This window comes from Mucilaginibacter sp. PAMC 26640 (assembly GCA_001596135.1).
GTDB lineage: Bacteria > Bacteroidota > Bacteroidia > Sphingobacteriales > Sphingobacteriaceae > Mucilaginibacter.
Map to the genome: position 1 here is coordinate 897141 of CP014773.1, position 15545 is coordinate 912685.

General features: G+C 41.2%; 14 protein-coding genes. 9 read left to right on the forward strand and 5 right to left on the reverse strand.

Going from position 1 to position 15545, the window contains the following annotated elements; genetic code table 11:
• Nucleotides 1-27 precede the first annotated feature (27 nt).
• The 4 genes from A0256_03905 to A0256_03920 are packed head-to-tail and all read right to left on the reverse strand — an operon-like array spanning nt 28 to nt 6918.
• On the reverse strand, nt 28-1593 hold the full coding sequence (locus A0256_03905) for a hypothetical protein (GenBank protein ID AMR30627.1): 1566 nt from the start codon (nt 1591-1593) through the stop codon (nt 28-30).
• Nucleotides 1590-3434: a glycosyl transferase gene (locus A0256_03910; GenBank protein AMR30628.1), complete on the reverse strand. Its 1845-nt coding sequence runs from the start codon at nt 3432-3434 to the stop codon at nt 1590-1592. The genes A0256_03905 and A0256_03910 overlap by 4 nt, the downstream gene beginning before the upstream one ends.
• A 42-nt stretch (nt 3435-3476) precedes the next feature.
• On the reverse strand, nt 3477-5558 hold the full coding sequence (locus tag A0256_03915; protein AMR30629.1) for a hypothetical protein: 2082 nt from the start codon (nt 5556-5558) through the stop codon (nt 3477-3479).
• A gap of 13 nt (nt 5559-5571) precedes the next feature.
• Nucleotides 5572-6918 carry a hypothetical protein gene (locus tag A0256_03920; protein AMR30630.1) on the reverse strand — a complete coding sequence of 449 codons (1347 nt, stop codon included), beginning with the start codon at nt 6916-6918 and terminating at the stop codon, nt 5572-5574.
• A gap of 165 nt (nt 6919-7083) precedes the next feature.
• On the opposite strand from A0256_03920, the gene A0256_03925 reads away from it, so the two are divergent.
• Together A0256_03925 and A0256_03930 are read left to right on the forward strand one after the other, a co-directional pair.
• Nucleotides 7084-8127: a hypothetical protein gene (locus A0256_03925; protein ID AMR30631.1), complete on the forward strand. Its 1044-nt coding sequence runs from the start codon at nt 7084-7086 to the stop codon at nt 8125-8127.
• 39 nt (nt 8128-8166) lie between these two features.
• Nucleotides 8167-9147 (forward strand): fatty acid desaturase, encoded by a 981-nt coding sequence (locus A0256_03930; protein ID AMR30632.1) that lies wholly within the window; start codon nt 8167-8169, stop codon nt 9145-9147.
• Nucleotides 9148-9253: 106 nt separating this feature from the next.
• Here A0256_03930 and A0256_03935 read toward each other — a convergent pair whose 3' ends face one another.
• The gene (locus tag A0256_03935; GenBank protein AMR30633.1) at nt 9254-9580 is read right to left on the reverse strand and encodes a hypothetical protein; all 327 of its coding nucleotides are present in this window, start codon (nt 9578-9580) and stop codon (nt 9254-9256) included.
• 123 nt (nt 9581-9703) lie between these two features.
• On the opposite strand from A0256_03935, the gene A0256_03940 reads away from it, so the two are divergent.
• From A0256_03940 to A0256_03970, 7 genes are all read left to right on the forward strand, one after another.
• Entirely contained in the window at nt 9704-10723 is a 1020-nt protein-coding gene (locus tag A0256_03940) for an aldo/keto reductase (protein ID AMR30634.1), read from the forward strand.
• A 3-nt stretch (nt 10724-10726) separates the two neighbouring features.
• Nucleotides 10727-11245, forward strand: coding sequence for a hypothetical protein (locus tag A0256_03945; GenBank protein ID AMR30635.1), 519 nt, complete (start codon nt 10727-10729; stop codon nt 11243-11245).
• Between the two features lie 368 nt (nt 11246-11613).
• Complete coding sequence (locus tag A0256_03950) at nt 11614-12051, forward strand: 50S ribosomal protein L13 (GenBank protein AMR30636.1); 438 nt, start codon at nt 11614-11616, stop codon at nt 12049-12051.
• Between the two features lie 23 nt (nt 12052-12074).
• Entirely contained in the window at nt 12075-12461 is a 387-nt protein-coding gene (locus tag A0256_03955; protein ID AMR30637.1) for a 30S ribosomal protein S9, read from the forward strand.
• 21 nt (nt 12462-12482) lie between these two features.
• Nucleotides 12483-13346, forward strand: coding sequence for a 30S ribosomal protein S2 (locus tag A0256_03960; GenBank protein ID AMR30638.1), 864 nt, complete (start codon nt 12483-12485; stop codon nt 13344-13346).
• 96 nt (nt 13347-13442) lie between these two features.
• Nucleotides 13443-14294, forward strand: coding sequence for an elongation factor Ts (locus A0256_03965; GenBank protein ID AMR30639.1), 852 nt, complete (start codon nt 13443-13445; stop codon nt 14292-14294).
• A gap of 112 nt (nt 14295-14406) precedes the next feature.
• On the forward strand, nt 14407-15528 hold the full coding sequence (locus A0256_03970) for a hypothetical protein (protein AMR30640.1): 1122 nt from the start codon (nt 14407-14409) through the stop codon (nt 15526-15528).
• Nucleotides 15529-15545 lie beyond the last annotated feature (17 nt).

The following is a 15545-nucleotide window of genomic DNA, read 5'->3' on the forward strand; positions in this document are numbered from 1 at the left end:
AAAAAGATTTTATGATTTCCATACCTCTTACTTTACAACGCGGTACACAATCCAGTTCTCGGTCTCAAACACCCTGTGCAGCAACATTTGCGGCAGGGTTTGTTTTAAGCTAACCAAATACCGGTTATTCAGCTGGGTATAGCCAGTTACCAAATTCCTGGCGGTGGCTATCATAATGTAGTCGGCATACTTGTCAGGCGATTCCAGTGCGCTAAGGAACTTGTCCTGATACGGCATGGTAAGGCTTTTGATCTTCTCCTGGCGCACAAAAGCTACTACCGGGTAAGCCGTAGCATCATCCAAAAGCACGGTTGCATCATCGGGCAGGCTATTGAGGTAATTGGCCACCTCGGCACTTTCATTCTCGGTAGGATCCTCCTCGCGATTGGTAAGTACAGTAAGAAAATTGCGTTCCTCCTGTATCGGCGATGATTTAAGATAGTACCAGCCGGTATACAACTCGATAACCACCGTTAATACCAGCAATATGCGAAAGCCTCTCACATTCTTCACTGTTCGCGATTTAAACATTACGCACAGGAATGCCAGTATCACAAATATCATGTAGTACTGGTAGGCAAGGTAAACCTTATCGTACTTAAGGTGCAAAAACTCGATGAATGCAAATGGTGTAAGTATGGTTAATGCCTGGTAGGTGCTCGCTCTAAAAAGGTAAATAGCGATCAGGATCATTGGGCAAAACAAAACTACCCGCGCCGATAGTAACAGGCTGATCTCTGGGATCTGGTAGCTAAAACTGGCAGTCTGCTGATCAAAACTTAGCTTGTCTACCAGTACGTTCCAGGTAGCATACGGGCTCTCGTTAAAATAGTTTAGATCACTTGCGTGGGTAAGGTTCAGCAATTTGTAGCAAAGTACCGCTACCAGTGGCAGGGCAAATAGGATGATGTATAAACTGAAGGTTTTGTTTACCAGTTTTCGCCTTAAGCTTGGGCTGTTAAAACTCAAAAACAATCGGAAGATACTTTCCTGCTCGCCCAGATTAAGGCTATGAATGGTAATAGTTAACACTAATGGCAGAAAAAACAAGGTAAGCCACACGAATTTGTAATCGCAAAAAATAAGTGTGACCAAACAGATACTGGCGATAGATACGTGGAATGTGGTGTTACTGCGATAAAACTTAAGCAAGTTTAAAAAGAAAAGGAAGAAGAATATCAGCACCACATAGGTGCTTTTGCCGCTGGCTGCTACATATAGAATACCAGGATGCAGGAAGAAAAGGGTAAGTAAGATATACAGGAAAAAATCATCATCGAGCCGTTTGATGAGGGTTGATGCAATAACATAAAACAGCATTGCTGTACCAATTGCCGAGGCAAGAACGGGTGCCATTGTATAACTAATAGATGTGAAAAAGAAAGTTGACAAAAAAGGTATCATAGGCGAGGTAAGGCCCATCACTTTTAAGCGGGCACCTACGCCATCAAACACAATATGTGCCTTCTCAATATAAAATAGCGATTCGTTGTTATAGTACCCCAGTTTATTCAGGAAGATGGCTGCAACCAGGTAGTATACAACCAGGATACAGGCGAGTAAAAGTATAAACAGTGATTTGCTAAGTCTCATTTAATAACATTTGTAGGGTTATTCACTTTGCTTAGGCCGTGGTTAGTTTTTTCCCAGTAGAAGGGGTTGGTAATTAATTGCCACAATCCTTTGTATGCCGCTATGGAGTGCATTAACCAATAGATGGGGTTGGCAATAGCAAACAAAATCAGTTCATAATAACGCCTTTTAAAAACCGCCATCATATTAACGTAAATCATAAGAATGTTGCCTACCATGAGGTTGAAGATAGACATGAACAACACCCAATCCGGAAAAAGGGTGCGAATGCTGGAAAGATCAAAGATGATATAGCAGATGAAAAAGGTAAGCAGCAGCGGATAAACCAAAAATATTACCGGTGTAGCGCCGATAAAGAAGTTAAACCCCAGGAAGCCTTTCCAGCCAATTTCACGCACCAGCTTGGCCGGGTTGCGCATATGAACCAGGTAAGTTTGCATGTAACCCTTGATCCAGCGGGAACGTTGGCGGATCCAGTTGAAAGGCTCGTTATTTGCCTCCTCATAAGTAGTGGAGTTGATAATGGCTATTTTGTACCCTTTTGCATAAGCACGTACGCCCAGGTCGGCATCTTCGGTTACGTTAAATGGATCCCATGCCCCTAGTTCAACCAGTTCATCTAGTTTGAAGTGGTTACTTGTTCCGCCAAGGGGAATAGGGATATCCAGCGTATCCAGCCCGGGGAGCATATAATCAAACCAATAAGAATACTCCAGCGTAAACATACGAGTAAGGAAATTTTCGTTCCGGTTGAAGTAATTTAGTGCGCTTTGTACACAAACGTATTCTTCAGGCAATTTACCAAACAGGGACACCACTTTTTTAAGCTGATCGGTGTCTGGAATATCTTCGGCATCATAAATTGTAAGGTATTTACCGCGGGCAAAATGCAGGCCGTAGTTACAAGCCTTAGGTTTGGTTTTTGGCATATGAAATGGCACGATGATCACTTCAAATATGGCAGGGAAATCCAGGTTTCTAACCGCATTTAATGTTTGATCATCATCCTCCTCTATCAGCAACTTCACATCCAGGCGGTGGCGCGGATAATCAATGGCCTGCAGGTTCCAAATCAGTTTTTTAATGAGCTTATCTTCCTTGTAAACCGGCAGCAGGATCGTGTAAATTGGCAGTTCATCATCAACAACCAATTTCAACTCATCCTTAGTTACTGCCTGGTGCAGCTCAAACCTCGACCCTACCAGTGCTAAAAAAAGCTTGAAAATGATAGCTACCAGGAAAAATGAACTGATGATAACGTTAATAATGATAGAGGTATTTTTAAAACTCAACACCATACCTATCGCTACCAGGCCTATTAATATAAAGGTAAATACAAGCTGAGAGGAGGAGAACGTAACCACTGCAGAACTTTCCGGATCGCGTTTCATCAATTCAAACACGGCCGATTTAAGATACTTATCACCAATGAGCTTATTGCTTAACCAGGTAATATCCAAATCAGAGGCAATAATGATCTCGGGCTCCATATCGTAGGTAAACTTTATGAAGTCTTTAAACAGCTCATCGTCGGGGCTGGCCATTATGGTTACCACCTTACCGTTAGCTATCCGCAAAGGCAGGGCGAGGTGATCATTAGCAAAGCTCAGATCAATTTGATCTAAAACAGCCTGATCATATGCCATCTCCCTGATAGGCGCGAAGGAATATCCCGCATTAATCATCGATCGCTCGTAATTTTTGCGGGATATATAGCCTAAAGTAAGCGCTATCTTGATAAATGAGAGGCCGGATTCCTTTGAAAAATTTTCAATTTTTTCACGGTCGTTGGCAGTAATAAACCCGTCATTAATCAACAACTCAGGAATAGACATCGTCATGAAAAAATTAATATGTTATTGAATGCATGTACACCAGGTACATTAGTCATTAAATAATTCCTGTGATTTTTGAACTTTAGACCGGATGTACAGGAACGATAGTAATATCAACACTAATATACCTAACAATATGTACAGGTTGTAGCTATCCCAAAACCTGGTTAGCGCACTCTTAGTATCTATATACTCCAGATTATCGCTGGATTTATTGATATTGAACAAGTACTTATTGTTATTTACATCAGAGATACACACGTTGCTGCTAAGTGTTGACAGCTGCTCGGTGATGGATTTGGAGGCCGACAAGAACGCCTCAGACAAGTGCTTGCCGGTGGCAGTTAATACCAGTGTTGCGTTATTGCTTCGCCCGTAGAAAATCTGGGCTAAGCCGTTGGATGTGGTATCAGACAGGGAATAAACAACCGTATTATTATCCGTATTGTAAAGCCTGAAGTTTTTATTGAACTTAATTGGTGCATCGGGGAACTGATTCATCAGCTTGTCATCCTTAGATAACAAGGCGATTACGTTATTCTTTTTAAGCTCGGTTGCCTCAACCTCGTCAGAGTACATAAACTCTGGGAAATTATTGGCGTTGATATTGTTATTTAACTCATAAATAATCTCGCCCATGGCGCCTGCAGCATATTTGGCGTAGGGTTTAGAAACGATGATCTTTGTTGTACCGCTGTTAAATGCTTCCGGGTATTGGTAAAAGCTCAGATCGCTGGTGATGAAAGGATTTTTAGATTCAAGATAAGATTTATCTACGTCAACCTCGGCAAAGAAATTGGTAAAGCTATTTTTACAGTTACCATTATTAGGATAAAACCTAAACTCGGCCTCCAGCGTGTTGTATTTGTGATGCTGATAGCGGTTGATCGTTACCGTTGTATTGAGCTTGCCGGAAGCATCCAGTTTTTCGCTGCTGAGTAATAATCCATTCAGGTAAATGTTGAAGAAACCTCTGTCGCCCGGGTTGAGACTGCTGTAATTGGCCACAATGCGGATCTCCACCTCTTTCGGCGTAAAGCTAAAATCGGAGTTTTTGAAATTGTAAGCACTTTTAAGTGAACCGATACCGGATAAAAAATCGCTCACGCCCCCAATTTGCTTTAACGATAATTTTGAGCGATTCTCATCAATAGTTTTAAAGAATTGGTTTTGTGCTTTATTGATTAAAAGGAAATCCCCAAAGGTTGAATTCAGGATGTTCATATTACCCAGGGATGTGATGGTTTTTTCGTAACCGGCATCATCGCCACCTGTAACAAATAAAATCTCGCTTGGTATTACCTCCTGCGCAATTGACTTTATCGGCATAACCTTCCCCTTAACATCTACCATGCGGGTCAATGTATCAGTTACGGTAATGATTGATTTATTAAGAAATAATAACCCCTGGTTATTTTGAGGCGTTACTTTTACCAAAGCACGCTTTTCCGGGCTCAGGGAAGCCATTGTACCCACCAAAATGTAATTACGGACACTGTCTGGCAATTTATCTGCCTCGTACACACCAATATTTTTTTGCTGTGTTTTTTTCATTCGCGAGTATGCCCATGCTACTGCCTTTAAATCATGCAGGGTGGGGTTAACCGGGTAAACAATAGCGCGTTTGCTGTCAAAGCAATTACTTATATTGATGTTGCTGAAAAAGTTTTTATTGCTTTTCACCAGCGACAGATAGGAGTAGTTTTTTATTTTTAACCACATAGCAGGGTTATCCAGATCACGGCACTGATCGTCTGTAATGGTCAATAAGGTTTTAACGCCAATTTTAAGGTAGTTATCAGCCGATACATCATTCTTTGTAAGATTGATAGAGATCTTTTGGATAGAATCTTTTGTTAAGCGTGCGCTGTAAACCGGCTTCGAACCAATAAAAAGATTCACAAAAGATTTCTCCCTGATCAACGCTTGCGATGGCTCGAAATAAATCACAAGCTTGCTTCCTGTAATTTCATACTGAGGAGTGATCTTAAAGTAGAATGACGTTGCCCCGCTCATACCATATACCGGTTCATCATCATCATGGCCCATAGCTTTAAACGAAATGATGCTTTGGGCAAATGACGTTGTACTCAGCAGTATAAAAGCTAAAAAGGTAAAAATTCTATTCATGGGGTTATCAGTATTAGTTTATTACGTAAAATTCTACTCTAAAATAGTTGCCATTATCATCGCTGCGGTATTGCAGTTCGCCACCAAGTTCCTTGGTCATCAACTTGGCTATAGAAAGGCCTAAACCCAGGCGACTCTCTATACTGCCAGAAGCGTCATTGAGGGTTTTGAGCTTATTAAACATCATATCAAGTTCCTGCTGGCCAATAGCTACGCCTTCATCTATGATCTCGAACACAAATTTCTGGCGCTGCAAACTGGTTACAATTTTAATATTGTTGTTGGTTTGCGAAAACTTAATAGCGTTGGAAAGCAGGTTCTGAAAAACCTGCCCGGCAAATACCCTATCCAGCTTTACATTCAGGGGTAGCTTCAATATATTATCAACCAAATGAATGTTTTTCATCTGGGCAGTTTCCTGCAGGCCCCTGAATACGTGTACCACCTCTGCATTAATATCAAATATCTCCAGGTTAAATTTCATCTCTGGTGATTCGATCTCCTTAACATCCATCAGCTTGTTGAGCATGTACTGCATTTTATCGGCAGACTCTGATATAAAATTAGTAAACTCCTTCTGATCGGCGCTAAGGCGATAGTCTTCTTCCTTAAGCATGTTATTACTCATCACTATCTGGCCAATGAGGTTTTTAAGATCGTGCCCAGCAATGTTAATGAAGCTGTTTTTTTGATCGTCCAGCTTGCGAAGCTGCTCGTATTGGCTGTCGATAATGTTATTTTTCTCGTTGATGTCGCGGTTTTGCTCTTTCAGCTGATCGTTTGATTTTTCGATAAGTATTTGCGAACGCACCTCCCGGCCAATAACTTTATAGCGAGCGTTTGGTATAAGGCAGGATATAAATGCAATCACGAAAAAGAAGTTACCGCCATTGCTAACAACCAGGTCCAAAGAGTAATCACTTAATAAATTATAAAATATTGCTAGCAGCAACAGCGCAATTAAGGTTTGAATTATGGAGTTTATCGGCTCCCAAAAAACTTGCAGATTGAAAAACAAAAGAATAGCCGAATACATTAAAAAGTAGATCAGCTGCTCCTGAAGGCTAACTACAATACATAAGATAGCCGATGTAATGGAAAGAAAGAAAAAACAGAGATGAAGCAGTATGCGGTAATTGTATTTTTTGGTTTGAAAAAAATTATACAAACCCAGTATAATAAGTACTGTTATAATACGGACGATCAAAAATTGAAGCCAAATATTGTTAGCGTAAATAAAATCTACTATACTAAAGATCGGATATAAGAAAATGATAGACCAAATAATATTGTTAGTTTGGTACCATGCCTTTTTAAGGATCTCTCTTTTATATTCTTCTTTTGATATTTGAACAAACATTACTTTTCCTTAAATTGTAGATAAGATTTTCAGAACAGTTAGTAGTATTAGCAGATTGAAACACGAGTGGAAAATACACCTTTCTTAGCAAATTCGTCTTCCAAAAGAGTGCTATTTATAGCATTAATTATATTTACCCTGTGTATTAATGCAAAAAGCAAACCAATGCCGTTAAACGAAAGATTGGTTGCATTTAAGCGTGCAAATAGCCTCAATAACGGGGTTAGTGTTTCCTGGCTGGAGCAGTGGTGGAACAAAGATATTTTAAGCACAAATCCCATAAAAAGAGCTGATTATGAATTGCTGAAAAAGTTAAAATTTACCACCATCAGGCTACCTGTAGCGTTTGAATATTTCGAAACCAGAAAGATCCCTGATGAGAAAGTATTTACTCACATTGATGATGTTTTGAAACATTGCAAGTTATACGGGATAAAGCTGATTTTAGATTACCATTATGGGAAAATAAATAATAATAATTTTTTAACTGAAACTCCAAAAGTAATTAACCAGTGGTTATTATTAACTAAAAGGTACGCAAGGGAAAGCCCGGATGTGTTATTTTTCGAAATTTATAACGAACCACCTCATATTAACCCCAAAGTGTGGAAAGATGCTGCTTATAATATTGTTACCGCGATACGCAGGGTAGATAAGCGGCGAACGCTGATTGTAGGTGCATCCAACTATAACAGCATTTACGAGCTTAGCCGCATGGAGCGCCTCGCCGACGAAAACATCATATACACTTTCCACTTTTACGAACCCTTTCTTTTCACCCACCAGGGTGCAGACTGGGTTGGCGACCAGGTTGCCACAACCGGGATCCCGTTTCCATATGCTGTTAATAAAATGCCCCCCATCAATCCATCGGTCATTGGCACCTGGGGCGAAAACAATTACTTTCAATATCGTAATGATGGGAACGCCCAATCAATAAAGGACAAAATGCAGATAGTAAAAAATTGGGGCAATAAATATGATGTGCCTTTACTATGCGGTGAATATGGCGTGTACAGAAAATACACACAGGAAGATAGCAGGGTAAAATACATCAAATCGGTTAGGCAAGCGCTTAAAGCGTTGAATATTCCGGGAATCATGTGGGATTACAATTCTAATTTTTCGGTCTTTAATGGTGATCCCTGTATAAAAAACCTTTCTGAGGGAATGAAAAAGGCTATCGATTATTCTCCTGCAAAACAATAATGAATTTAAATCCTTAGCTTTGTAAGCTAATACTGTACTATGCACTTTTTTGAAGAAAAACGTAAAGAGGTTATGTCACATATCGAGCAGTATATGCTTGAAAAAATGTTTGAATACCTCAAACCTATCGATACCATATGGCAGCCGTCAGACTTTTTGCCTGATGCATCCCGATCGACGTTTTTCAGCGAGATAAAAGAACTTCAGGAAAGTGCCAAGGGCCTTTCTTATGATTTAATTGCAGTACTTATCGGCGACACCATTACTGAGGAGGCTTTGCCGACTTACGAATCATGGTTAACAATGGTTGAAGGTGTATCGCAAAACGAAGAAGGTGGCTGGATGAAATGGACCCGCCATTGGACTGCCGAGGAAAACCGCCACGGCGATCTGTTAAATAAATACCTTTATCTGTCTGGCCGCGTAAACATGCGGATGATGGAGGTAAGCACCCAGTACCTGATAGCAGATGGGTTTGATATTGGCACCGGCCGTGATCCATACCGCAATTTTATATACACGTCTTTTCAGGAGTTAGCTACTAACGTATCTCACCGCAGGGTGGCATCGCAGGCTAAAAAAGATGGTGATACGCTATTGTCTAAAATGTGCGGTGTTATTGCCGGAGATGAGGCCCGCCACGCTAAAGCCTATAAATATTTTATCGAAAAAATATTTGAAGTGGACCCTAACGAGGCCATGCTTGCCTTTGAGGACATGATGCGTAAAAAAATTGTAATGCCGGCTCACTTCCTGCGCGAAGTAGGTTTAAAAATAGGCCAAACCTTCGGCCACTTTACCGATGCTGCCGAGCGCCTGGGTATTTATACCGCTTTAGATTACGTAGATATCTTAAAAGAACTGATAGAAGACTGGCATATTGAAAGCGCCACCGGCCTGGAAGCAAACGGCGAAAAAGCGCGTGATTACATCATGAATTTACCAAACCGTTTACTGCGGGTTGCAGAACGGATGAAAAACCCAATGCTGGAATATAAGTTTAGCTGGATAAACGGGTAAGTTTTTGCCTAATGACATTGTAAAGGCCTGCTGCAAAGCGGGCCTTTTTTATTGCGTATGCTGATCTGCTTTTCCTGACGCTTCATCTACAAACCTTGCTGCTGTTTTATCCTTCTAAAACCAAATCCGTCCCCAACCCATCCGACAAGTCATCAAACAGGCTGTTCAGTATCGATTCAAGCGTTATCGAATTAACATCATCCACATAGTGCTCATTACGGGTGATCCAGAGCTCGTCATTCTGCACAGCAATCGTGAATAAAATACCCTCATATAATTCCGGCTGACTAATCGCTACGCCTTCCGGGGTGTTTTCAATTACAAAGCTGATATCACTTTGCCGTTGTTTTTGGAAAATAGGGTTTAGCCGTTCTTTAACATGATGATATAATTGATCAACGTTAACTGGTTTATGCAGGGTAATAATCTTCATGACTTTGTTTATTTAATATATTTACAAGTGGCATTCCGCTTTGTTTCCAAAGCATTTTTATTTGCGCCAGCAAAACACCAGCTTTGCTAAAATCGTTTATCTAATTACACTACCACAAATACTATGAATTACAAATTATTAGGAAGATCGGGCTTGAAAGTTTCTGAACTTTGCCTTGGCACTATGGGTTTCGGAACCGAAGGCGGTTGGGGCGCAGACGCCTCCACCAGTTTCGAAATTATGGATGCATATGCTAGTGAAGGCGGTAATTTCCTGGACACTGCAAATGTTTACAAATTGGGCACCAGCGAAAAGATCATTGGCGATTATATTAGCCACCACGACCGCGATTATTTTGTTCTTGCCAGCAAGTACACGTTAAAAGATAATACCACCAACCCTAATGCCAGCGGCAATAACCGCAAAAACATGATGCGTAGTGTGGAAGAAAGTTTAAAACGCCTCAAAACAGATTTTCTGGACGTTTTGTACCTGCATATATGGGACGATCTTACCCCGATTGATGAAGTACTTCGCGGAATGGACGATCTGATCAAACAGGGCAAGATCACCTATGCCGCTATAAGCGATACACCTGCCTGGATAGTAGCAAAAGGCAATACAATGGCCGAGTTAATGGGCTGGAGCCAATTTATTGCCCTGCAAGTAGAATATAGCCTGCTGGCCCGTACACCGGAGCGCGAACTGATCCCGATGGCCAAACACTTCGGAATGACGGTTACACCATGGGCACCCTTAGCGGGCGGCGCACTAACCGGCAAATATCTCAAAGGCGATAAAGGCCGGATAAAACCGGAAAGCAACCGCTTGAATGAGCGCGCAGAAAAGATTACCCGGGTGGTGATGGAGATTGCAGAAGAACTGGGTGTTTCAGAAAGTCATGTGGCACTGCAATGGACCATGAGTAAAGGCTTCAGCTGTATTCCTATCGTAGGTGCTACCAAGGTGGACCAGCTAAAAGACAATTTGAAAACGGTTGACGTGAAACTGAGCAAGGAGCAGATCCGGAAATTGGATGAAGCCAGCAAGATAGAACTGGGCTTTCCCGGCGACTTCTTTAACGAAGATGCCGTTAAGATGAACTCGTTCGGCGGATATTATGACAGGGTGGAAAAGCGGTAAGTCATGAAATGGCTTTTGGCTGTTTTAGTCCTTTGTTGGTTAGGATTTGTACCCGATTTCAAACTTCGGAACGATCTGAAAAAAGACCGGCTTATTTTGAGTCAGCATGGATCACTGATAACTATGGCTGATAAAGCCAAGCTAAAATTTTTCGATCAGTACGCGAAAATGGATTTGTCGCGATTCGATTTTTCCCGGCGTAAACAGGGCAGACACACCATCAGCCATTGGCAACAATCGGGGGGAAAGAAACTGAATATCTATATGGTGGTGACGCCAGTAAAGCTTGACACTGTTTATGAAGAAGACCAAAAAAAAATGCCTTTAAAAGTCGGATTTAGCTTCCGAACTTATATTATTAAGTCAGCAACCAGGCAACTGATATATCTGACAGAGGAACATCAGGGCCTATGCAATTTTATAGTTGACGGAAAGTCCTTCTCAATCGCTTACGAAGACATACCCATTGGATTTACATGTCCTGATATTAAAGAAATAATGAATTTGACTGCTGAAAATTAATCTTGTTCGGGCTTGTTCGGGTTGTTTTTGGCGTGTTCGGGCATGTTTTTGATGTTTGGAAATTATTAGAGCGTAAACAAAACAATCAGCCAACCAGCCCTTATTCGGCGTAATCGTATAAAATGGTTAAATTTGATAAAACTGTAAAGTTAACTCTAATTTATGCTACATGCCTGCGTGTGTGTCCCTAGCCCTTCATTAAAAGCTATGGTCAAATAATAAATATCCATTCCATGCAGCTCAATATCAAGCCGATTAGAATTTTCAGTATTCGTAAATACCATTTGTAAATTTAACAAATAGGCGTATCTTTGCAGTCCCGTAATTACGGGGTATAGAATACGTTTAATAAATTTAAATTAAAGCAAGTGAATACGTTAAGTTACAAAACTGTCTCAGCCAACAAGAAAACCGTTAGTAAAGAATGGGTTGTTGTTGATGCAAACAATGAGATTTTGGGGCGCTTGTGTACTAAGATCGCGATGATGATCAGAGGTAAGCACAAGCCAGGGTTCACCCCACACGTAGACTGCGGAGATAATGTAATTGTTATCAATGCAGACAAGGTAAAACTGACAGGAAACAAGTTTAGCGATAAAACTTATGTTTCTTACACCGGTTACCCGGGTGGTCAGCGTTTCATTTCTCCAAAAGAGTTAATGGCAAAGCATCCTGAGCGTGTGATTGAAAAAGCCGTACGTGGTATGTTACCTAAAAATCGTTTAGGCCGTGCTATTTATGGTAACCTGCATGTTTACGCAGGTGCAGAGCATCCTCATGCAGCTCAAAATCCAACAACCATTTAATTATTTAAAGGAGAAAAAAGAAAATGCCAACAACTAACACTTCGGGCAGAAGAAAAACAGCCGTTGCGCGCATCTACTTAAATGATGGCACAGGCGTAATTACCGTAAACGGTAAAGATTACAAAGAGTACTTCCCTACCTTACCTTTACAATACATCGTTATGCAAAGCACAGAAGTTTCTGGCCAGGCAGGTAAATTCGATGTTAAAGTAAACGTAGCAGGTGGCGGCGTTAAAGGACAGGCAGAAGCCGTTCGTTTAGCGATTGCGAAAGCTATTGTTGAACTGGATCCGGAGAAAAAACCGGCTTTACGCGCTAAAGGTTTAATGACACGTGATGACCGTATGGTTGAGCGTAAGAAACCAGGTCGCAGAAAAGCACGTAAGAGATTCCAATTCAGTAAACGCTAAAATTTTAGGAGGACAACAACAATGGCAAGAACAACATATCAGGATTTACTGGATGCAGGTGTACACTTTGGTCACCTTACCCGCAAATGGGACCCGAAAATGTCACAATACATTTTTATGGAGCGCAACGGTATCCACATTATCGATTTAAATAAAACCTTATCTAAGGTTGAAGAAGCTGCTGCAGCTATAAAACAAATTGTAAAATCAGGCCGTAAGGTATTATTCGTAGCTACAAAGAAACAAGCGAAAGATATCGTAGCTGAACATGCAAAAATGGTAAACATGCCTTTCATTACCGAACGTTGGTTGGGTGGTATGTTAACTAACTTTGCTACTGTACGTAAGTCAATCAAAAAGATGTCAAACATCGACAAGTTGACTAAAGACGGTACTTACAGCAACCTTTCTAAAAAAGAAAGACTGATGATACAGCGTGAGCGTATCAAATTAGAAACTTTGTTAGGTGGTATCTCGGACCTTAACCGTTTACCGGCTGCATTGTTCCTGATCGACGTTAAGAAAGAGCACATCGCTGTTTCAGAAGCATTGAAATTAAACATCCCGACTTTCGCGATGGTTGATACCAACTCCGATCCTTCTAACATCGATTTCCCTATTCCTGCAAATGACGATGCTACCAAATCAATTTCATTGATCACTGGTATTATCATCAAAGCGATTGAAGAAGGTTTGGAAGAACGCAAACGCGATAAAGAAGACGAAACTGAAAAAGAAGCTGCTGCTGCTAAAGCAAAAGCTGATGCGCCTGAAGTAGCAGATCGTTCTGCTTCAACTGATGGTGGCAAAAGAAGAAGAACTGCAGATGTTACAGCAGAAACTGCTGAAAACGAAGCACCAGCTACTGATTCAACAGAGGAATAATAATATTTGGTTGTAAGGGTTGTAAGAGTTGTAAAGGTTTTTTCCTTGCAATTTTTACAACCTTTGTAACATCTACAACTTTTAAAAACTAATAAAATGTCTACAGTACAAATATCTGCATCTGATGTAAATAAACTGCGCCAGCAAACCGGTGCCGGCATGATGGATTGCAAAAAAGCTTTAACTGAAACTAACGGTGATTTTGAAGCTGCTATTGATTTTTTAAGAAAAAAAGGTGCTAAAGTTGCTGCAAGCCGCCAGGATCGCGAAAGCAATGAAGGTGTAGTAATTGCACGTACTTCAGAAGATTTCAAACGTGGTGTTGTGATCACTCTTAACTGCGAAACTGATTTCGTGGCTAAGAACGCTGAGTTCGTTGCTTTTGCAAACCAAATTGCCAACGCAGCAGTTGAAACCAACCCGGCAAGCATCGAAGAGCTTTACGCTTTAGATATTGATGTTGAAAATAGCCGTGTAAAAATTGGTGATGCGATCATTGATAAAACAGGTAAGATCGGCGAAAAGATCGGCGTATCTAAATACGAAGTGATTGAAGCTGAAAAAGTGGTTGCTTACATCCACGGTAACTACCGTTTAGGTGTATTGGTAGGTTTAAGCAAAAACGTTGAAGGTGCTGATGAAGCAGGTAAAGACGTTGCCATGCAGATTGCTGCCATGAACCCGGTTGCTATCGATAAAGACGGTGTTGACTCATCGGTTATCGAACGCGAAATGGAGATTGCAAAAGACGTTATCCGTGCAGAAGGTAAACCAGAAGCTATGGTTGAAAAGATCGCCGCTGGTAAACTGAATAAATTCTACAAAGATTCTACTTTATTAAACCAGGAGTTTGTAAAGGATTCATCTAAGAGTGTTAGCCAGTTCCTGGATAGCATTGATAAGGGCCTCACCGTTACCGCATTTAAGCGGGTAGCTTTAGGAGCTTAATTTATTATCCCCCTCGTTTTTAGCGAGGGGGATTTTTTTTGCAATATTGTTTCATAATTGTAGAGACGCGATACTTCGCGCCTCATATAGGACGGGCGCCTTAAAGTAATCTATGATAACAGCACTACATCATTTACAACTCATCACCAACGGTACAATTACCAATGGTAAAGCTGTTTTAATATCCGGAAATAAGATAACCGCAGTTATTGATGAATCAGCTATCCCGGAGCAGGCTGAAAAAAATGACCTTAACGGCGCTTACCTTGCACCAGGGTTGATAGATCTGCAGATCTATGGCAGTGGAGGCAAACTGTTCGCCGGTACGCCGGAGGTTGCTGCGCTTGAAAGAATGGAAGACGATCTGCTTAACCAAGGCACCATCGGCTTCTTTGCTACCATTGGTACCAACACTAACGAAATTGTTGAGCAGGGCATAGCAGCAGCAAAAACCTACCGTGCAACAGCTAAAGGAAATTGCTGGGGGCTGCATTTGGAGGGCCCTTATCTCAATGCGGCAAAAAAAGGCGCACACCCGGAAAAATATATTAAAAAGGCCACGTTAAACGAAGTAAAGGGCTGGGTAGATCACGCTGATGGCGTGATAAAAATGATGACCATTGCGCCCGAGCTGCAGGACCAGGAGGTAATTGACTATTTACATGCTCAGGGAGTCATTATTTCATCCGGGCATAGCAACGCCACTTATGAACAGGGAAAAGCGTTTTTAAATAAGCCCATACCAGCGGTTACACACCTTTTCAATGCCATGCCGCAGATGCATCACCGTGAGCCCGGGTATATTCCTGCTATTTTTGAAGAAAAGCCATATACCAGCATTGTAGCCGACGGGAACCATGTGGATTGGCCAATGATCCGTTTAGCAAAACGAGCGCTTGGGAATAAATTGTTCCTCATTACAGATGCCGTTACCGCTGCAACAGAAGGAGCCTACCAGCATCGTTTGGTTGGCAATAAATATGTGATGCCGGATGGCACCCTATCCGGTTCGAGCCTAACGATGCTAAAAGCAGTACAAAATTGCGTTGAAATGGTAGGCATTGATCTTGCGGAAGCAATTAATATGGCATCCTTATACCCGTCGGAATTGGCAGGTAGGCCACTAAATGGCAAAATTGAAGCTGGTTGCTATGCGGACCTTATTATTTTTAATGAAGGTTATGAAGTATTGGGGACTATCCTTAAAGGCAATTTCTTAACGAAAAAAACATAAAATTTTAACAATACTAT